The sequence below is a fragment of the Mesocryomonas lacus genome, from assembly GCF_055730105.2.
This window is the reverse complement of sequence record NZ_JBUZWF020000003.1, coordinates 336,893-355,902: the sequence shown is the minus strand read 5'-3', so window position 1 is coordinate 355,902 and position 19,010 is coordinate 336,893. Positions and strand designations below refer to the sequence as shown.

The 19,010-nt window shown below is 68.1% G+C and carries 13 protein-coding genes; 9 read left to right on the top strand and 4 right to left on the bottom strand.

Annotation, left to right across the window (positions count from 1 at the left end):
* Nucleotides 1–102: 102 nt before the first annotated feature.
* Nucleotides 103–1,080 carry a galactofuranose ABC transporter, galactofuranose-binding protein YtfQ gene (gene ytfQ, locus ACZLZQ_RS11495; protein ID WP_472932790.1) on the bottom strand — a complete coding sequence of 326 codons (978 nt, stop codon included), beginning with the start codon at nucleotides 1,078–1,080 and terminating at the stop codon, nucleotides 103–105.
* Between the two features lie 294 nt (nucleotides 1,081–1,374).
* Between ytfQ and ACZLZQ_RS11490 the strand changes: the two genes are divergently transcribed.
* Together ACZLZQ_RS11490 and ACZLZQ_RS11485 are read left to right on the top strand one after the other, a co-directional pair.
* The gene (locus ACZLZQ_RS11490; RefSeq protein ID WP_472949475.1) at nucleotides 1,375–2,088 is read left to right on the top strand and encodes a hypothetical protein; all 714 of its coding nucleotides are present in this window, start codon (nucleotides 1,375–1,377) and stop codon (nucleotides 2,086–2,088) included.
* A gap of 216 nt (nucleotides 2,089–2,304) precedes the next feature.
* Nucleotides 2,305–3,093 (top strand): pyrroline-5-carboxylate reductase, encoded by a 789-nt coding sequence (locus ACZLZQ_RS11485; RefSeq protein ID WP_472949474.1) that lies wholly within the window; start codon nucleotides 2,305–2,307, stop codon nucleotides 3,091–3,093.
* 52 nt (nucleotides 3,094–3,145) lie between these two features.
* Here ACZLZQ_RS11485 and ACZLZQ_RS11480 read toward each other — a convergent pair whose 3' ends face one another.
* Together ACZLZQ_RS11480 and ACZLZQ_RS11475 are read right to left on the bottom strand one after the other, a co-directional pair.
* A complete protein-coding gene (locus ACZLZQ_RS11480) occupies nucleotides 3,146–4,408 on the bottom strand; it encodes an ATP-binding protein (protein ID WP_472932796.1) in 1,263 nt (420 codons plus the stop codon).
* Nucleotides 4,405–5,166 carry a response regulator transcription factor gene (locus tag ACZLZQ_RS11475; protein WP_472932798.1) on the bottom strand — a complete coding sequence of 254 codons (762 nt, stop codon included), beginning with the start codon at nucleotides 5,164–5,166 and terminating at the stop codon, nucleotides 4,405–4,407. Before ACZLZQ_RS11475 ends, ACZLZQ_RS11480 begins: the two co-directional genes overlap by 4 nt.
* A 339-nt stretch (nucleotides 5,167–5,505) precedes the next feature.
* Between ACZLZQ_RS11475 and ACZLZQ_RS11470 the strand changes: the two genes are divergently transcribed.
* The 4 genes from ACZLZQ_RS11470 (at nucleotide 5,506) to ACZLZQ_RS11455 (ending at nucleotide 11,579) form a co-directional block, all read left to right on the top strand.
* A complete protein-coding gene (locus ACZLZQ_RS11470; protein WP_472949473.1) occupies nucleotides 5,506–6,612 on the top strand; it encodes an efflux RND transporter periplasmic adaptor subunit in 1,107 nt (368 codons plus the stop codon).
* Nucleotides 6,609–9,707, top strand: coding sequence for an efflux RND transporter permease subunit (locus ACZLZQ_RS11465; protein ID WP_472949472.1), 3,099 nt, complete (start codon nucleotides 6,609–6,611; stop codon nucleotides 9,705–9,707). Before ACZLZQ_RS11470 ends, ACZLZQ_RS11465 begins: the two co-directional genes overlap by 4 nt.
* A gap of 204 nt (nucleotides 9,708–9,911) precedes the next feature.
* A complete protein-coding gene (locus tag ACZLZQ_RS11460) occupies nucleotides 9,912–10,715 on the top strand; it encodes a DUF2076 domain-containing protein (protein WP_472949471.1) in 804 nt (267 codons plus the stop codon).
* An 84-nt stretch (nucleotides 10,716–10,799) separates the two neighbouring features.
* The gene (locus ACZLZQ_RS11455; protein ID WP_472949470.1) at nucleotides 10,800–11,579 is read left to right on the top strand and encodes an SDR family oxidoreductase; all 780 of its coding nucleotides are present in this window, start codon (nucleotides 10,800–10,802) and stop codon (nucleotides 11,577–11,579) included.
* A 586-nt stretch (nucleotides 11,580–12,165) separates the two neighbouring features.
* Here ACZLZQ_RS11455 and metH read toward each other — a convergent pair.
* Nucleotides 12,166–15,939, bottom strand: coding sequence for a methionine synthase (gene metH, locus ACZLZQ_RS11450; RefSeq protein WP_472949469.1), 3,774 nt, complete (start codon nucleotides 15,937–15,939; stop codon nucleotides 12,166–12,168).
* A 133-nt stretch (nucleotides 15,940–16,072) separates the two neighbouring features.
* Here metH and ACZLZQ_RS11445 point away from each other — a divergent pair, with 133 nt between their 5' ends.
* From ACZLZQ_RS11445 to ACZLZQ_RS11435, 3 genes are all read left to right on the top strand, one after another.
* Nucleotides 16,073–16,648, top strand: a complete 576-nt coding sequence (locus ACZLZQ_RS11445; protein ID WP_472949909.1) for a DNA-3-methyladenine glycosylase — start codon at nucleotides 16,073–16,075, stop codon at nucleotides 16,646–16,648.
* An 85-nt stretch (nucleotides 16,649–16,733) separates the two neighbouring features.
* Nucleotides 16,734–18,107, top strand: a complete 1,374-nt coding sequence (locus ACZLZQ_RS11440) for an aspartate aminotransferase family protein (protein WP_472949468.1) — start codon at nucleotides 16,734–16,736, stop codon at nucleotides 18,105–18,107.
* 117 nt (nucleotides 18,108–18,224) lie between these two features.
* Nucleotides 18,225–19,010: a nitrilase-related carbon-nitrogen hydrolase gene (locus ACZLZQ_RS11435; RefSeq protein ID WP_472949467.1), complete on the top strand. Its 786-nt coding sequence runs from the start codon at nucleotides 18,225–18,227 to the stop codon at nucleotides 19,008–19,010.

The window sequence follows — 19,010 nt, the reverse complement described above, 5'->3', positions numbered from 1 at the left end:
GCCAGCGATGATCGATCTCCCCCCCTTGAGGGGGAGATGGGCGGCAGCCCAGAGGGGGGTGTGCGGCACGGCGCTTCGGGGCGCCCGCCGCACAAATGCCTCCTAGTAGCCGAGACCCTTCTTGGACTCGTACACCGCCTTCGGGTCATCCGCCGGGGTGTAGAGCTTCGACTCCGTCTGGATCCACTTCGCCGGCAGAGTGCCGTCGGCCTTGAACTTCTCGATCACGTCGAAGGCGGGGCCCGCCATGTTCGGGGTCAGCTCGACGGTGGCGTTCGCCTCGCCGTCGACCATGGCCTGGAAGATGTCCGGCACGGCGTCGATCGAGACGACCTTGATGTCGGTGCCCGGCTTCAGGCCGGCTTCCTTGATCGCCTGGATGCCGCCGACGGCCATGTCGTCATTGTGCGCGTAGAGGGCGCAGATGTCCTTGCCGCCGTTGGAGGACTTGATGAAGCTCTCCATCACTTCCTTGCCCTTCGTGCGGGTGAAGTCGCCGGTCTGGCTCTTGACGATCTTGATGTTCGAGGCCGCGGCGATGCCCTCCTCGAAGCCCTTCTTGCGGTTGATGGCGGGCGAGGAGCCGGTGGTGCCTTGCAGCTCGACGACGTTGCACGGCTTGTCGCCGATGTCCTTGACCAGCCAGTCGCCGGCGACCTTGCCCTCGTGCACCTGGTCGGAGGTGACGGCGGTGAGGTAGAGCGAGTCCGGCGCGTCGATCTGGCGGTCGAGCAGAACGACAGGGATTTCGGCCTCCTGCGCTTCCTTCAGGACGGCGTCCCAGCCGGTGGCGACGACCGGCGCGATCAGGATGGCGTCGACGCCCTGAGCGATGAAGCCGCGGACGGCCTTGATCTGGTTTTCCTGCTTCTGCTGCGCATCGGCGAATTTCAGCGTGATGCCGCGCTTCTCGGCTTCCTGCTTGGTGACCGAGGTCTCGGCGGCGCGCCAGCCGGACTCCGAGCCGATCTGCGAAAAGCCGACGGTCAGGCCGGCGGCCATCGCGGTCGAGGCCATCAACGTCGCGGCCGTCAAGGTTGCGGCCACGAGCGTACCCGCCCGGAGTTTCCAGGTGTTCATGCGTGTTCCTCCCAAAACTGTTCTCTTTCGAGACCGATCCTCCAACCGGTGGCCATTGATAGTATTATATGACTTTTTACGTCCAGTGAAAAGAAATGCGACTTTGGGTGGAGGCTATGGGTTCCCTGCACGCGGGCCCCGGCGCTCTGCAAATGCCTCCGCGGCGAGGTTTTTGAGCGCCAGCGATGTTCCGTAACAAAACACCGGGATCCCGCCACAAAACGCTATCTGAAGGCCCGACTTTCGCCGCGCCCTCCGCCCAGTCTGGCTGCACCGGACGCGAAGGAGACGAGGATGAACAGGACGACATTCAGGCAAGGTCTCGGCGGCGTTGCAGGGCGCGCTTCGATCACCATCGCCGCTTCGGCGGTGCTGATGGCCGGGCTGCACTACGCTCCGCTGCGTGGCTTCTCCCCGGGCAAGATCCTGCTCGGGCACGAGAGCGAGACGGCAGCGGTCCAGAGGCCACAGCCGAACATCCGCTTCGTCGCCATTCCCGCCCGTGACGCGTTCCCGCCCGCGGCCGCGGCAGCCGCCGTGGCGCCGGCCGTCGAGAGCCCGTCGGCCGCGCTTCCCACCGAACCAGCCGCCGCCACCGTCATCCCGACGCCGCGGCCAGCCTTCGTTGCAGCGACGGTCCGGCCGAGAACGCCGGCAACGGCAACGCCGCCCACAACGCTCGCCCGGACGGCAACGCCTTCCACCGCCGTGCCGGACCGGCAGGCTGCCGTTCCTGGCGACGCCGCGACACCCTTGAGGCAGCACCGCCTGCCGGCGGACGACGCGCTGATGGCGTCGGCCGGTTCCGCGCCGGAACTCCAACGCACCGAAAACCCCGTCCCCTACCCCGCAGCACCGGAGGATCGTAGTTTTGAGCTCGCCGATCTCGTGCCGAGTGGTACCGGCGTCCTCAACGGCGTCGTCTCGGTCGGCCGGACCGTCGGCGACGGCGCGATGTTCGCGGTAAACGGCATCACCGACGGCGCGCTCGCCATCGTCGGGCACTGACGGCCTCGTCGGAACGCGCACCGAAAGACGGAGCGGGTGAGGCTGGTTGCTGTCGCGGGACCAACGTCGCGACGCTAGACGTCTCCGCCGCCGGCTGCCGCGACGGTTTACCTGCCGTGCCAGCCGTGAAACATTTCGCCGCCGCCGTTTGCGCGAATCCGGGCAAGCGGCGCGACGGACGCGCAGCGCGCGCAGGCATGGCAGAGGCGGAACATCATGAAGCTGGGTTTCATCGGCACGGGCGCGATCGTCGAGGCCATGGTCACCGGGCTGCTGACGGCCCCCTCCCCGGACCTTGCCGTCCTCCTGTCGCCGCGCAATGCCGAGACGGCGGCGCGGCTCGCCGCCCGCTTTCCCGACCAGGTCCGCGTCGCCGCCTCCAACCAAGCAGTGCTCGACGGCTGTAGCCTTGCTGTGATGGCGGTGCGCCCGCAGATTGCCGCCGACGTGCTGCCGAGCCTCAGCTTCCGGGCGGATCACCACGTTCTCAGCCTGATCGCCACCTTCTCGCTGGCGACCCTCTCCGGCATGGTCGCGCCGGCAACGCTGATCACCCGCGCGGTGCCCTTGCCCTCGATGGCGCTGGGCGCCGGACCGACGGTGCTGACCCCGCCGGATGCAACGATCAAGGCGCTGTTCGAGCGCGCTGGCGTGGCGATCGAGGTGCCGGACGAGCCGGCCTACGACGCACTCACCGCCTCCTCCGCAATCATGGCCGCGCATTTCACCGCGGGGCAGACGATCGTCGACTGGCTGGCCGGCCAGGGCATTCCCGCCGAGGACGGGCGCCGCTACATCGGCCAGGTGTTCTCCGGGCTTGCCAAGACCGCCGACCTCCACGCCGGCTTGAGCTTCCACGCGCTCTCGGTCGAACACCGGACGGTCGGCGGCATCAACGAGCAAGTCGAGCGCCACCTCGCCGAGCGTGGCGCCTATGCCGCGCTGACCGAAGCGCTCGACGGCGTGCTCGCACGGCTGCGGGGCACGCCGCGGGTGTCAACCTAACCCGGCCAGGCTTGCTCTGCGGGAGTCCGGGCGACGGGACGGATCCGCCCCCTCACCCCGCCATCTCCACCGTCTTCAGCCGAACCGTCTGGCGCAGGCCACCCTCGGGCCGGTTGGCGATGTCGATGGTGCCGCCGACCTGGTCGAGGATCTCCTTGGCGATGGCAAAGCCGAGGCCGGCGCCGGGAACGGTCTGGCGGCGGCCGGCATCGACGCGGAAGAACGGCTCGAACACGCGCTCGAGTAGGTTGTCCGGAATGCCGGGTCCAGAATCGTCGATCTCCAGCACCGTCGTCTCGCCGTTGAGGCGCAGCCGGACGCTCGCCCCTCCACCATGGGTCGCGGCGTTGTCGATGAGGTTGCGCAGCGCCCGCTTCAGCGCCAGCGGCCGGGCCTCGACGCAGGCCGGCTCGTCCGCGACCACGCTGACGCTCCGGCCGACTTCCGTCAGTTCGCGGCCGATTTCGGCCACCAGCCGGTCGAGCCGCACGCCCTCCTCGCCGGCCTGGTCGGCGACCTCCTCGCGCACAAGGCGAATGGCGCTGTCGGCGATCCGGTCGAGTTCCTCGAGATCCTTCAGCCAAGTCTCCTGCTCTTCCGGCGGCAGGAACTCCGCCCGCAGGCGCATCCGCGTCATCGGCGTGCGGAGGTCGTGGCCCGCCGCCGCGACGAGCCGCATGCGGCTGTCCATCGCCGACCGCAGCCGCGACGACAGCCGGTTCAGCGCCTGGGCGGTCGCCCGCACCTCGACCGGCCCCTTCTCGTCGATCCGCAGGAGATCGCCGTCCGGCCCGACCGAGGCGATCGCGTGCTCCAGCATCTTCAGCGGACTGACGATCTTGTTGGCGGCGAGGATCGCGACGGCGATTGAACCGATCACGACGATGGCGAGATAAGCAAAGAGCGGCGGGATCGGCGACGGCGGCAAGGTCGGGAACGCAAGGTAGATGAAGACGCCGGCCGACAGCGGCACCACGAGATAACCCGTCTCGGCGTCGCTTGGCAGACCGAGGACCACGCTGACTTCAAAGCCCGCACCGTCCTCGGCGAGCTGCCGGTTGACCCCCTCGGTCTGTTCCGCAACGATGCGCGCGGGGTCGGGCGGACCGCCGAGGGTCAGGCCAATCATCCGCGCCCGCTCGACCGAGCCGCCGAGCAGCGTCGTCGTCACCCGCGCCTCCTCGGCGAAGGCGCGGTCGAAGCTTTGGCGCAGCGGGCGGCCGATGATGTTGTAGGTGACGAGAGCGGCCAGCATCGCCACGGCGACGATAGCGACCATCAGCAGCAGGACCAGCCGGGCGCGGAGCGAGTTCACGTGTTGGCGTCCAGGCTGGCAGGGCTCACAGGGCCAGCCGGATCGATGCGCTCGACCCGGGCGGCGAACTGGTAGCCGCCGTTGCGCACGGTCTTGAACAGGCGGAAGACGCCGTTGTCGCCGAACTTGCGCCGGAGCCGGCTCATGGTGACGTCGATCGAGCGGTCGAACGGGTCAATGGCACGGCCATGCAGGAGGTCCAGCAGCACGTCGCGCGACAGGACGCGGCCCGGGCGTTCGAGGAAGATCTGCAGCAGATCGAACTCGGCCCCCGTCAGATCGACCTCGCTGCCATCGGCGGCCGAGACGCTGCGGCGCTCCGGATCGACGCCGTAGCCCTCGAACCGGTAGCCGGCAGCCGGCGGTGCGGCGGACTCGGTGCCGCCGCCGCTCCGGCGCAGCACGGCCTTGATGCGCGCCGAGAGCTCGCGCGGGTTGAAGGGCTTGCCGAGATAGTCGTCGGCGCCGAGCTCGAGGCCGACGATGCGGTCGACGTCTTCCTTCAGGGCGGTGAGGAGGATGATGGCAAGGTCCGGCCGGCGGTCGCGCAGCTCGCGGCAGATGTCGAGGCCGGAGCCGTCGGGCAGCATGACGTCGAGCACCACAAGGTCGATCTCGGCGTCGGCAAGCTTCTGCTCGCACTCTCGGCGGCTGCCGGCGAGCACGGTCTGGAAACCCTGGCCGTCGAGATACTTGCCGAGCAGGCGCCGGATTTCGAGATCGTCGTCGACGACCAGCACTTTGATCTTGGGGTCCATGGCAACGTCCTCGGCTTCACCACCCTCTATCCCGCATCGCCGGCGGAGGGGCGACCGGAAACTTGTTGCGAACTGTTTCGCCTGATTGGCTGCCGGGACAGGACTGAAGACCTTGGCCGCCGCCCTGATATCTTTCGTAACACATTGACATTGCCGGGCCATACTGCCGCCCGGCGGGACCGCTTATGTCAGGGCCACGAGATCGAGCGGAGCCGGGCCCTTGCCTGCCGCAGCACAGTTCGGCGTGTCGCCTGACCCCTCAAGGCACGCCGAAAAACGCCGGGACGTTCGCCACCGAGCGTCCCGGCACTCCTTTTCCGCGACCCTGGAAAGACCCTGATGTCGACACCCGCCGCGCTGCTGCTCGCATCCGCCCTGCTGCTTTCGCAAGGCCTTCCGGCTGCGGCACAGGGCAGCGCGGCCGCAGCCGCGCCGCCGGCACCCGCCAGCCTGACGGTGACGGTCGACCCGGTGCGGCGCGAGACGGTGGCGCAGGCGATCACCGGCACCGGGCTCGTCATCGCCTGGCAGGAATCCACGATTTCCGCGACCACCAGCGGCGTCGCGCTGACCGAGATGCTGGTGCGCGAGGGCGACCGGGTCGCCGCCGGTCAGGTGATCGCGCGCCTCGACGACGCGCTGATCCAGGCGGAGATCGCCGAGCAGCAAGCCGCCATCGAAAGCGCCGAGGCGAGCTTTGAGACCGCTGTTTCGTCCAACACGCGCGGCCAGCGTCTGTCGAAGACCGGCGCGCTGTCGGCCGAGACGGCGGAGGAGCGCGAGACGACGGTGAAGACCGCCGCCGCCACCGTCGCCAAGGCGAAGGCCGCGCTGAACACGCTTGCCGTGCAACAGGACCGCACCGTCATCCGCGCGCCGTTCGACGGGATCGTCTCGTCGCGTCCAGCAACGCTTGGCATCACCGTGCAGACCGGCACGGAAATCGCCAAGATCCAGCGCGACGGCGCACTCCGGGCCGCGATCGACGTGCCCGAGCACTATCTGCCGAAGCTGTCGGCGGGCGATGCCGCCGAGGTCTCCGGACCATCGGGAACCGCCATCCCCGGCGAGATCGCCGATATTGCCGAGACGGTGGATTCCACCACCCATCTCGGCCGGGTCGAGATCGCGCTGCCGGCAGGCTCGGGCCTGCGCGCCGGCATGTTCGTGCGCGCGACGATCTCGGCCCGCGGCGCCGAGGCGATGACCGTCGCCGACAGCGCGCTCACCTGGCGCGACGGCAAGACCGCGGTCTTCATCGTCACCGACGCCAACGCCGTCGCCATCCGGCCGGTCACCGCCAGCGAACGGCGCGACGGGCGCGTCGCCGTGACAGGCGACCTCGCCGAGGGCGAGCGCGTCGTCACCACCGGTGCCGGCTTCCTCAACGACGGCAACACGGTGCGCGTCGTCTCCGAGCAGGCCGCCGCGGGAGCCGCCCGATGAACGGCATCTCCGCCTGGTCGATCCGCAACCCGGTCCCGACCATCGTGATGTTCCTCGCGCTCGCTTTCGCCGGCTGCTGGGGCTTTACCCAGCTGCGCATCAACAACATGCCGGACATCGACTTTCCCATGGTGACGGTGACGGTGACGCAGACCGGTGCCGCGCCGACCGAGATCGAGACGCAGGTCACCGACATCGTCGAGAACGCGGTCAACACGCTGTCGAACGTCGAGAGCGTGACCTCGACGGTCAGCGAGGGCGCCTCGACGACCACCATCGAGTTCGCGCTGGGCAGCGACCTGACGCAGGCGACCGACGACGTGCGCAACGCCGTGACCTCGGTCGAGAGCGACTTGCCGCCCGCCGCCGACACGCCGCTGGTCGCCCGCGTCAACGCCGGCGACAATTCTGTGCTGACCTATGTCGTCGACGCCCCGTCGAAGAACCCCGACGATCTCTCCTGGTACATCGACAACGACATCTCGAAGGCGCTGCTGAAGGTCGACGGCGTCTCCAAGATCACCCGCTCGGGCGGCGTCAGCCGGGCGATCCTGGTCAAGCTCGACCCCGACCGGCTGACCGCCCTCGGCGTCACCGTTCAGGACATCTCGCAGGCGCTGGCCGCGCAGAATGCCAACCAGTCGGGCGGCCGCACCGTGGTCGGCCGGTCGGAGCAGTCGGTGCGCACGCTCGGCCGCGTCGACACCATTGCGGGCCTTGCCGATACGCCGATCGCGCTCGCCAACGGCAAGTCGATGCGGCTCGCCGACTTCGGCGAGATCGAGGACAGCTGGGAGGAGCCACGCAGCCGCGCCCGGCTCGACGGGCGCGAGGTGGTCGCCTTCTCCGTCTACTCCGCCAAGGGATCGAGCGAGATCGGCGTCACCCACGCCGTCCGCGACGCCATGCAGGCGATCGACGCCACCGATCCCGAGGCCAGCTTCACCGAGGTGACCTCGTCCTCGACGTTCGTCGAGGAGAGCTACGACGCCGCCATCGAGGCGCTCTGGCTCGGCGCGGTACTGGCGATCGTCGTCGTCTTCCTGTTCCTGCGCGACCTCCGCGCGACGCTGGTCGCCGCGACCGCGCTGCCGCTGTCGCTGATCCCGACCTTTGCCGTCATGGCCTGGCTCGACCTCTCGCTGAACAACATCACGCTGCTCGCGCTGTCGCTCGTCGTCGGCATCCTCGTCGACGATGCCATCGTCGAGATCGAGAACATCGTCCGCCACATGCGCGAGAGCGGCCGCACCGCCTACCAGGCGGCGATCGAGGCGGCCGACGAGATTGGCCTCGCGGTGGTCGCGACCACCATGACCATCGTCGCCGTGTTCGTGCCGGTGGCCTTCATGCCCGGCATTCCCGGCAAGCTGTTCACGAGCTTTGCGATCACCGTCTGCGTCTCCGTGCTGTTCTCGCTGCTCGTCGCGCGCACACTCACGCCCCTCCTCGGCGCCTTCTTCGTCAAGGCGAGCGATGCCAGCCACGACGACACACCGGCCTGGGTTTTTGGCTATCTCGCGGTGCTCCACCAGGCGATGCGCTTCCGCTGGCTGACGGTGCTCGCCGGCATCCTCTTTTTCGCCGGCTCGATCTTCCTCGCACTGCAGCTGCCGACCGAGTTCATGACCGCCGCCGACCGCGGCCGCTCGATCGTCTCGGTCGAGCTGCAGCCCGGCTCGACGCTCGCCGAGACCGACGCCGCGGCGATGGCGGTCTCGGCGAAGCTGAAGGCGCAGCCCGAGGTCGCCTCGGTGTTCACCGCCGTCGGCGCGACCACCGAAGGCGGCGGCGGGCCGGTGCGCGTCAGTACGGCGGCCTCGGTCACCGCCGCGACCGTTACCGCCAACCTCAAGCCGCGGGCGGAGCGCGACGTCAGCCAGCAGGCCTTCGAGAAGCGCGCCGCCCGCCTGTTCGACGATATTCCGGGCGCCCGCATGCAGTTCGGCGCCGACGGGCAATCGGGCGCGAAGGTCTCGATCACCCTCGTCGGCGCGGACAGCGCCCTCCTGGAGACGACGGCCGCCGCTCTGGCGACCGAGATGCGCGGCATCGAGGGGATCAGCAACCCGATCTCCTCGGCCGCTGCCGCCAAGCCGGAACTGGTGATCACCCCGGACAAGCAGCGCATGGCGAGCGCCGGCGTCACGTCGAGCCAGATCGCGACGCTCGTCAACGTCGCCACCATCGGCGACGCCGACCGGTCGTTGGCGAAATACAATCTCGGCGACCGGCAGATCTATGTCATCCCGACGCTGTCGGACGCGGCGCGCGGCGATCTCGCCCGTCTGAAATCGCTGATGGTCAAGGGCACGGCGGCGACCGTTCCGCTCGATGCGGTGGCGACGTTCTCCTTCGGCGCCGGGCCGACCAGCATCTCGCATGTCGACGGCGACCGGACGATCGCCGTCGAGGCCGAGCTCACCGGGCTGACGCTCGGCGAGGCGCGCGCGGCGGTGGCGGCGCTGCCGGTGATGCAGAACCTGCCGGCCGGCATTTCCGAGCGGGCCGAGGGCGATGCCAAGCGGATGGCCGAGCTGTTTTCCGGCTTCGTCATGGCGATCGCCGTCGGCATTCTCCTGATGTTCGCAACGCTGGTGCTCCTGTTCAATTCCTTCGTCCAGCCGATCACCATCCTCACCGCTTTGCCGCTCTCGATCGGCGGCGCCTTCGGCTTCCTCTACCTCACGGGGTCGACGGTGGCGGTCTCGGTGCTGATCGGCGTGCTACTGCTGATGGGCATCGCCGCGAAGAACTCGATCCTGCTGGTCGAATACGCCATCATCGCCCGGCGCGGCGGCATGGCGCGGACGCAGGCGCTGGTCGAGGCGGCGACCAAGCGAGCGCGGCCGATCGTGATGACCTCGATCGCCATGGCCGCCGGCATGGCTCCGATCGCGCTCGGCATCGGCGCCGACGCCGAAAGCCGCGCGCCGATGGCGATCGCGGTGATCGGCGGCCTCCTGTCCTCGACGGTGCTCAGCCTCGTCTACGTGCCGGTGGTCTACACGGTGATGGACGATTTCGAGCGCGTCCTCGGCCGACTCCTGTCGAAGCTGCTGCCGACGCCGGCGAAGGTGCAGCCGGCGGAGTAGCAGGGCCGGCGGCCGCGGCGGAAAGACGCGACGCAAGCGGTGGGACAGGCCACCCGGCAGCCTGACGAAAGCGTCAAAGGAATGTCAGCCGAACGGTGCGCGCGGCGCCTTTCCAGCCGTTGCGCAACGGCGCCGGCGTTCTCATCTCTTGCTCATCGGCACGCCAACGTGCCGCCCGATCAACGGTAGTGGGAGCGACAGACGATGGACAACAACGACCGCCAGGCGATCCAGGGCCTATTTTCCAAGCTCGGCGACGTCGAGCGCCAGGCCGGCCCGCGCGATGCCGAGGCCGAGCGTTTCATCGCCGACAGCCTGAACCAGCAGCCGGGCGCGCCCTACTACATGGCGCAGACCATCGTCATGCAGGACATGGCGCTCGCCAACCAGCAGAAGCGCATCGAGGAACTCGAGCGGGCGGCGCAGTCGGCAAGCCAGGCTTCGCAGGCCTCTTCCGCCCCGCAGTCCTCGGCCTTCACGCCGGCCGCCCCGGCGGCACAGGCGGCCGCAGCCCCCGAAAGCGGCGGCATGCTCTCGCGCATCTTCGGCGGCGGCGCATCGCGCTCGGTCCCCTCGGTCGGCGGTGCCCGCCCGGGTGAAGCCCGTCCCGGCGGCGCCTGGGGCAATGCCGGTGGCCAGCAGGACGCCCCGCAGACCACGCCCGCCGGCTACGCCCCGCAGGGACGCGGCTTCGGGGGCGGCATGGGCGGCGGCGGCTTCCTGGCCGGCGCGGCGCAGACCGCCATGGGCGTCGCCGGCGGCGTCCTCCTCGGCAATGCCATCGGCAACATGTTCGGCGGGCACGAGGCGAAGGCCGCAGAGCCCGCCGCCGATGCGACACCCGCGGCCGCCGATACCGCCGACGCCGACACGGCTAACAACAACACCGCGGATACGGGCCAGGACGCCGGCAACGAGCCGGAGGTGCAGAACGCCTCGGACGATGGCGGCTGGTTTGGTGGCGACGATGGCGGCAGCTTCGACGATGGCGGCTTCGACGACATCTGACCGGCATTGCCAGACCGGGGCCGTCCGCCGTAAGCCGTGGCGCAACGCCGCGCCCGCCGGGCGGCCCCATCTGGAGACTTCGCCATGGATCTCGGTCTGAACGGTCGCAACGCCATCGTCTGCGCGTCAAGCCGCGGCCTCGGCCGCGCCTGCGCCATGGAGTTGGCGCGGGCCGGCTGCCGCGTGGTGGTGAACGGACGCGACGCCGCGGTGCTGGGCGAAACCGCCGAGGCGATCCGCACTGAAACCGGCGCCGAGGTAATCGCCCTGGTCGCCGACGTCAGCACGCGGGACGGCCAGGACGCGCTGCTCGCCGCGCTTCCGCACGTCGACATCCTCGTCAACAACAATGGCGGCCCGCCGCTGCGTGACTTTCGCGAGATCGACCGGGCGGCGATGCTGGCCGGCGTCACCGCCAACATGGTGGCGCCGATCGAGCTAGTGCAGCGGGTGATCGACGGCATGGTCGAACGGAAATTTGGGCGGATCGTCAACATCACCTCCGCCTCGGTCAAGATGCCGCTCGCCGGCCTCGACCTGTCGAGCGGCGCGCGCATCGGCCTCACCGGCTTCCTCGCCGGCGTCGCTCGGACGGTGGCGCATGCCAACGTCACCATCAACTCGCTGCTGCCGGGCTCCTTCGACACGCGGCGGCTGCAGTCCGGCCAGCAGGCGGCGGCCGAGCGGACAGGTGTTAATATCGAGGTGATCCGCGACGAGTGGCGGTCGGAGATTCCGGCCAAACGCTTCGGCGACGCAGCCGAGTTCGGCACGGCCTGCGCGTTCCTCTGCTCGGCGCAGGCCGGGTATATTACCGGCCAAGCGCTGCTAATCGACGGCGGGGCCTATCCGGGGGTGCTGTAGGGAAGCGGCCTCGGAAAACCTCTGCGAAGAGCGACGTCGGACCGAACCGCCGCGACGACGACGCGCCTTCTTTCGCCCCTCCGGGGAGAAGTGCCCGGCAGGGCGATGAGGGGGCGCCACCGCGGATCGCCTCAAGCGCCGCCCCGCCGCTGCGCGCCGACCCCTCACCCGCCTCGCTGCGCTCGGCACCCTCTCCCCGTCGGGGCGAGGAAGGGCGCCATGTTCGGCAATGGAGCGCTGTTCGATCGGTTGTCCCGGGAGCGACCCGCCGCGTCGAAACACCGGCAACCCATCAGAACTTTCGTCATCCCGGTCTTGAACCGGGATCCATGCCAAGCCGTCGAACAAGCGGAGTAACGGTCGACATTCCCGAGTGTTCTGAACCGGAGGGCTATTGACGCGGAGAGGAATGGATCCCGGATCAAGTCCGGGATGACGAAGCTTTGGGTGTTGCGGCCTGTCCTTTAAGGTCGCCAGGCTTAACGCCGGGACGATGAGATTTCAGGTGTCGCGGCAGCTTTTTCGGGGCCTCTAGAGCAAGAGGGATGACGACGCGGTGGGAGCCGCGCCTTCTTTTGCAACCTTCCTACTCCGCTGCCTCCGCCACCGGCACGTAATTGAGGATCGGCCCGAGCCAGCGTTCCACCTCCGCCAACGGCATCTTCTTGCGCGCCGCATAATCCTCGACCTGGTCGCGCTCGACCTTTGCGACGCCGAAGTAGTGCGCGTCGGGGTGGGAGAGGTAGATGCCGGCGACGGAGGAGCCGGGCCACATGGCGTAGCTCTCGGTCAGCGTCACACCGATCGCCGCCTCGGCGTCGAGGAGGCCGAAAAGCGTGCGCTTTTCGGTGTGGTCGGGCTGGGCGGGGTAGCCGGGCGCCGGGCGGATGCCGCGGTAGGGCTCGCCGGCGAGCTCGTCCGGCTTGAACGTCTCGTCGGCGCCATAGCCCCAGAACTCGCGCCGGACTTTTTCGTGCATGGCTTCCGCAAAGGCTTCGGCGAAGCGGTCGGCGAGCGCCTTGACGAGGATGGAGGCGTAGTCGTCGTTGTTGCGGGCAAAGCGCTTGGAGATCTCCTCCTCCTCGATCCCTGCCGTCACCACGAAGCCGCCGACATAGTCCGCAGCGCCCGAACCCACAGGCGCGACGAAGTCGGAGAGCGCCATGTTGGGGCGGCCGTCGCGCTTGGAGAGCTGCTGGCGGAGGGTGTAGAAGGTCGCCTTCTCCGCCTCGCGCGTCTCGTCGGTGAACAGGCGGATGTCATCGCCGACCGCACCCGCCGGCCAGAAGCCCACCACGGCCTTGGGGTGGAACCACTTCTCCGCGATGATCTGCTTCAGCATGGCCTGCGCATCGGCAAAGAGGGCCCGCGCGGCCTCGCCTTGCTTCTCGTCCTCGAGGATCGCGGGATAGCGGCCCTTCAGCTCCCAGGTCTGGAAGAAGGGCGTCCAGTCGATGTAGTCGGCAAGCGCGGCAAGATCGTATTCCTCGAAGACGCGGGTGCCGAGGAAGCTCGGCTTGGGCGGAGCGTAGCCTGTCCAGTCTAGCTGCATGGCGTTCTCGCGGGCGCGCTCCAGCGGCAGGCGCTTCTTCTCGGATTCGCTGCGGGCGTGGTTGGCGGCGACCTTCACGTATTCGTCGCGGATGCCGGAGATGTAGGCGTCCTTGCCCTCGGGCGAGAGCAGGCTGGAGACGACGCCGACGGCGCGGCTGGCATCGGTGACGTATATGGTCTGGCCGGCATTGTAGCGCGGGTCGATCTTCACCGCCGTGTGGACGCGGCTGGTCGTTGCCCCGCCAATAAGGAGCGGGATGTTGAAACCCTCGCGCTCCATCTCGGCGGCGACATGCACCATCTCGTCGAGCGAGGGCGTGATCAGGCCGGAGAGGCCGATGACGTCGACATTGTGCTTCTTCGCCTCCTCGAGGATGCGCGTCGCCGGCACCATGACGCCGAGGTCGATGATCTCGTAATTGTTGCAGGCGAGGACGACGCCGACGATGTTCTTGCCGATGTCGTGCACGTCGCCCTTGACGGTCGCCATCAGCACCTTGCCGGCGGCCTGGCGCTCGGCGCCGCCATTGGCGAGCTTCTCCGCCTCCATGTGCGGAAGCAGGATCGCCACCGCCTGCTTCATCACGCGCGCCGACTTCACCACCTGCGGCAGGAACATCTTGCCGGCGCCGAAGAGGTCGCCGACGACGTTCATGCCAGCCATCAGCGGCCCTTCGATCACGTGCAGCGGGCGGGAGACGCCGAGCCGCGCCTCCTCGGTATCGACGTCAATGTATTCGGTGATGCCGTTGACCAGCGCGTGCGCCAGCCGCTTGTCGACCGGCCATTCGCGCCAGGCGAGATCCTGGACGCGGGCCTCCTTGCCGGCGGTGCCGCGATACTTCTCGGCCTGCTCCAAGAGGCGGTCGGTCGCGTTGCCCTCGCCTTTCGGCGTGCGGTTGAGGACGACGTCCTCGCAGGCTTCCCTCAGTTCTGCATCGATCGTCTCGTAGACGGCGAGCTGGCCGGCATTGACGATGCCCATGTCCATGCCCGCCTGGATGGCGTGGTAGAGGAAGACCGCATGCATCGCCTCGCGCACCGGCTCGTTGCCGCGGAACGAGAAGGAAAGGTTGGAGATGCCGCCGGAGATGTGGACATGCGGCAGCGTCTCGGTGATCCGCCGGGTCGCGCCGATGAAGTCGACGCCGTAGTTGTTGTGCTCCTCGATGCCGGTGGCCACCGCAAAGACGTTGGGATCGAAGATGATGTCCTCCGGCGGGAAGCCGATCTCCTCGGTCAGGAGCTTGTAGGCGCGGGTGCAGATCTCGACCTTGCGCGCCTCGGTATCGGCCTGCCCCTCCTCGTCGAAGGCCATGACGACGACGGCCGCGCCATAGGCGCGGACCAGTCGCGCCTGGCGCAGGAAGGCCTCCTCGCCCTCCTTCATCGAGATCGAATTGACCAGCGGCTTGCCCTGGACACATTTCAGGCCGGCCTCGATGATCGACCATTTGGAACTGTCGATCATCACGGGCACGCGGGCGATGTCCGGCTCGGCGGCGACGAGGTTGAGGAACTCGACCATCGCGCGTTCGGAGTCGATCAGGCCCTCGTCCATGTTGATGTCGATGATCTGGGCGCCGTTCTCGACCTGGTCGCGCGCGACGACGAGGGCGGCGTTGAAGTCGCCGGCGGTGATCAGCTTGCGGAATTTCGCCGAGCCGGTAACGTTGGTCCGCTCGCCGACGTTGACGAAGGGGATGTCCGAGGTCAGCGTGAACGGCTCAAGGCCGGACAGGCGCATCACCGGCACATGCTCGGGCACTGCGCGCGGCGGCTTGCCGGCGACGGCCGCGGCGATGGCGCGGATATGGTCGGGCGTCGAGCCGCAGCAGCCGCCGACGATGTTGAGGAGGCCCTCGTCGGCAAAACCCGCGATCTGCGCGGCCATCTCCTCCGGGCTCTCGTCGTACTGGCCGAACTCGTTCGGCAGGCCGGCATTCGGATAGGCGCAGACCAGCGTGTCGGCGACGCCGGAGATCTCGGCGAGGTGCTCGCGCATGGCGGCGGCACCCAGCGCGCAGTTGAGGCCGACGGTGAAGGGCCGAGCATGGCGCACCGAGTGCCAGAAGGCGGTCGGCGTCTGGCCGGACAGGGTACGACCGGACAAGTCCGTGATGGTGCCGGAGATCATCACCGGCAGGTCGACGCCCTTTTCGAGGAAAATCTCGTTGCAGGCGAAGATCGCGGCCTTGGCGTTCAAGGTGTCGAAGATCGTCTCGATCAGGATAAGGTCGGCGCCTCCGTCGATGAGGCCGCGCAGCTGCTCGCCATAGGCGAGGCGCAGCTCGTCGAAGGAAGTGGCGCGGAAACCGGGATTGTTGACGTCGGGCGAGATCGAGGCGGTGCGGTTGGTCGGCCCGAGCGCGCCGGCGACAAAGCGGCGCTTGCCATCCTCCTGTTCGGCGCGGATGCAGGCGCGCCGCACGAGGCGGGCGCCGTCGCGGTTGAGCTCATAGACCTGGTCCTCCATGCCGTAATCGGCCTGGGCGATCGAGGTTGAGGAGAAGGTGTTGGTCTCGATGATGTCGGCGCCGGCAATGGCGTAGGCGTAGTGGATCGCCTCGATCGACTTCGGCTGCGTCAGGATCAGGAGGTCGTTATTGCCTTGGAGATGGCAAGCGCAGCCCTCGAAGCGGTCGCCGCGGAAGTGGCTCTCCTCGTAGCCGAGCCCTTGGATCTGCGTGCCCATGGCCCCGTCGAGGATCAGGATGCGCTCCGACGCCGCCTTCATCAGCGCGGTCCGGGCGTCGTCGCGCGGCGCTTGGGCCGCGTCGAACAGATGATCGGTGATGTCGGTCATGGGTCACCTCGGCGCAATGCCACTTCACATAAACATATCCTTATATCACTATAAGGCCTATGGCGAGCCGTCTCGACGACGCTATCTCGCTGGCAACATTACGTCGGCGCGGCCGGGGGGAAAAGAGCGGGTGCTGGGACGGGACTTCTTCGATCGGCCGGCGGCCGTGGTGGCGGCCGACCTTATCGGTTGCACGCTGACGGTAGACGGCGTCGGCGGCGTGATCGTCGAGACCGAGGCCTATGACGGCACCGACCCCGCTTCGCACAGCGTCAACGGCATGACACCCCGCAATGCGGCGATGTTCGGTCCTCCGGGGCGCGCCTACGTCTACCGCTCCTACGGCATCCACTGGTGCCTCAATTTCGTGTGCGAGCCGGAGGGCGACGGGGCGGCGGTGCTGATCCGCGCGATCGAGCCGACGGTGGGGATCGACGAGATGCGCGCCAGGCGGCGGATGGAGGACATCCGCAAGCTAGGCGCCGGACCGGGGCGGTTGTGCCAAGCGCTGGCGGTCGACCGCGGGCATGACGGGATGGCGCTCGATGCGCCGCCTTTTGCGATCACAATGCCCGCCGCGGCGCCGCCGCTCGTCGCCGGCCCGCGCATCGGCATCACCCGCGGCGCGGAGACGGCCTGGCGTTTCGGCTGGGCGCAGTCACGCTTTCTCAGCCGCCGGTTCCAAAATTTAAGCGACGTCAAGAAATAGGCAGGAAATTGTTCCGGGAAGTTTTGCGGAGCCGCGGGCGGCAGTGCTAGGATCGCTCGATCGAAGCGTTGGAAAGCCCTGTCCCATGAAGCCGCTGCCGAATTCCATCTATGCCCGCGACGTCGAATACGTGCTGCATGCCGCCACCAATGCACGCAAGCACGAGGAGATCGGGCCGATTGTCATCGACCGCGGCGAGGGCATCCATGTCTTCGACGACCAGGGCAACAAGTATATCGAGGCGATGGCGGGCCTCTGGAGCGTCGGCGTCGGCTTCGGCGAGAAGCGGCTGGCGGATGCTGCCTACAAGCAGCTGCAGAAGCTGCCCTACTATCACTCGTTCAGCCACAAATCGAACGAGCCGGCGATCAACCTCGCCGAGCGCCTGGTGAAGATGAGCCCGGAGAAGCTCGCCAAGGTGTTCTTCACGAATTCTGGCTCGGAAGCCAACGACACCGTCGTCAAGCTGGTCTGGTACTACAACAATGCCCGCGGCAGGCCGGAGAAGAAGACCTTCATTTCCCGCGTCAACGCCTATCACGGCATCACCATGGCGTCGGCCTCGCTGACCGGCCTGCCGACCAACCACCGCGACTTCGACCTGCCGATCATTCCGGTCAAGCACGTCACCTGCCCGCATTTCTACCGCTACGGCCTTGCCGGCGAGACCGAGGCCGAGTTCACCGATCGCCTCGCGGCAGAACTTGAGCAGACGATCCTCGACGCCGGGCCGGAGACCATTGCCGCCTTCATCGGCGAGCCTTTGATGGGCGCGGGCGGCGTGCTGCCGCCGCCGGAAGGCTATTGGGCGAAGGTTCAGGGGATCTGCCGCAAGTACGACGTCCTTATCGTCGCCGACGAGGTGATCAACGGCTTTGGCCGCCTCGGCACCATGTTCGCCTGCGAGTATTACGGCATCGAGCCGGACATGCTGGTCTTGTCGAAGCAGATCACCTCGTCCTACCAGCCGCTCGCCGCGGTTCTCCTGTCGGATGAAATCTACCAGGGCATCGCCGACAACACGGCCAAGATCGGCACGCTCGGCCATGGCTACACCGCCGGCGCGCACCCGGTGGCGACGGCGGTCGGCCTCGAGAACCTCGACATCATCGAGGAGAAGGGTCTTGTCGCCAATGCCAAAGCGATGGGCGAAATCCTGCAGTCGGAGCTGCGCCGGCGTTTCACCGACCACCCGCTGGTCGGCGAGGTCCGCGGCGTCGGCCTGATCGCGGCGCTGGAGCTGGTCGCCGACAAGGCGAACAAGACCCGCTTCGACCCGGTCGGCAAGGCCGGCGGCTTCGTCTTCCAGAAGGCGCACGAGCACGGCCTGATCATCCGCGCCATCGGCGACCAGATCGCCTTTTGCCCGCCGCTGATCATTACCGAGACGGAAATCATGGACATGCTCGACCGGTTCGCCCTGACGCTGCAGGATACGGTAACGTTTCTGCGGGGCTGACGGCCACGATCCCGACGCAAGGCGACGGTAGTCCGGCGCCATCGGCCCGCACTGCGGGCCATCGGTTCGCGCTGCGGGCCATAGAGACCGGGTGCGCCTGGAGACAAGGACCTTTCGATGCAGGTGCGTGCCTGTCAGCTCGGTGCCGACATGGGCGATCCCGTCGCCCGTCTCGCCGCCATCCGGTGGATGATCATCGATGCCGCGTCGGATGGCGCCGACGTCATCGTCCTGCCCGAGCTCGCCTTGACCGGCTACGGCGCCGGCGACCCGATCCGCGACGCCGCCGGGACGATCGACGGCGAGACGGTCAGCGAGCTCAGCAAGCTGGCGGATGCGAACGGCATCACGGTGGTGACCGGCATTGCGCTCCGCGAAGGCGAGGGCGTGATCAACGCCGCGTTAATCGTCCGCCCGCGGCTGCCGCCGCTGGTCTATGCCAAGCAGCACCTCTTCGGACCCTACGAGAAAACGCTCTTCGTCGCCGGCAACCGGTCCTGCGAGGTGTTCGAGGTCGGCGGCCTGAAGGCGGCCGCGCTCGTCTGCTTCGACGTCGAGTTTCCCGAGCGGGTGCGCGAACTCGCCCAGGCCGGCGCGCAGGTGATCTTCGTGCCGACCGCCCTCCCCGCCGGCGGGTCGGGGCGGATGGTCGCGGAATACGTCGTGCCGACGCGGGCGTTCGAAAGCCAGGTCTTCATCGTCTACACCAACCATGTCGGACATGACGGCCGCTTCGTCTACCAGGGCCTCTCCTGCATCGCCGCCCCCGATGGCAGCCGAATCGTAGTGGCGCCCGACGACAAGCCGCAGCTGTTGAGCGCAACGCTCGATCCAGAGGACTTCGCCCAGAGCATCGCCGACAATCCCTACCTTGCCGAACTCGCGCTGCACCTTCGCCCCTGA

Excerpts from the sequence above, each read along its gene's own strand:
- ytfQ (WP_472932790.1), bottom strand. The coding sequence starts at position 1,080 with ATGAACACCTGGAAACTCCGGGCGGGTACGCTCGTGGCCGCAACCTTG.
- ACZLZQ_RS11490 (WP_472949475.1), top strand. The coding sequence starts at position 1,375 with ATGAACAGGACGACATTCAGGCAAGGTCTCGGCGGCGTTGCAGGGCGC.
- ACZLZQ_RS11485 (WP_472949474.1), top strand. The coding sequence starts at position 2,305 with ATGAAGCTGGGTTTCATCGGCACGGGCGCGATCGTCGAGGCCATGGTC.
- ACZLZQ_RS11475 (WP_472932798.1), bottom strand. The coding sequence starts at position 5,166 with ATGGACCCCAAGATCAAAGTGCTGGTCGTCGACGACGATCTCGAAATC.
- ACZLZQ_RS11470 (WP_472949473.1), top strand. The coding sequence starts at position 5,506 with ATGTCGACACCCGCCGCGCTGCTGCTCGCATCCGCCCTGCTGCTTTCG.
- ACZLZQ_RS11465 (WP_472949472.1), top strand. The coding sequence starts at position 6,609 with ATGAACGGCATCTCCGCCTGGTCGATCCGCAACCCGGTCCCGACCATC.
- ACZLZQ_RS11460 (WP_472949471.1), top strand. The coding sequence starts at position 9,912 with ATGGACAACAACGACCGCCAGGCGATCCAGGGCCTATTTTCCAAGCTC.
- ACZLZQ_RS11455 (WP_472949470.1), top strand. The coding sequence starts at position 10,800 with ATGGATCTCGGTCTGAACGGTCGCAACGCCATCGTCTGCGCGTCAAGC.
- metH (WP_472949469.1), bottom strand. The coding sequence starts at position 15,939 with ATGACCGACATCACCGATCATCTGTTCGACGCGGCCCAAGCGCCGCGC.
- ACZLZQ_RS11440 (WP_472949468.1), top strand. The coding sequence starts at position 16,734 with ATGAAGCCGCTGCCGAATTCCATCTATGCCCGCGACGTCGAATACGTG.
- ACZLZQ_RS11435 (WP_472949467.1), top strand. The coding sequence starts at position 18,225 with ATGCAGGTGCGTGCCTGTCAGCTCGGTGCCGACATGGGCGATCCCGTC.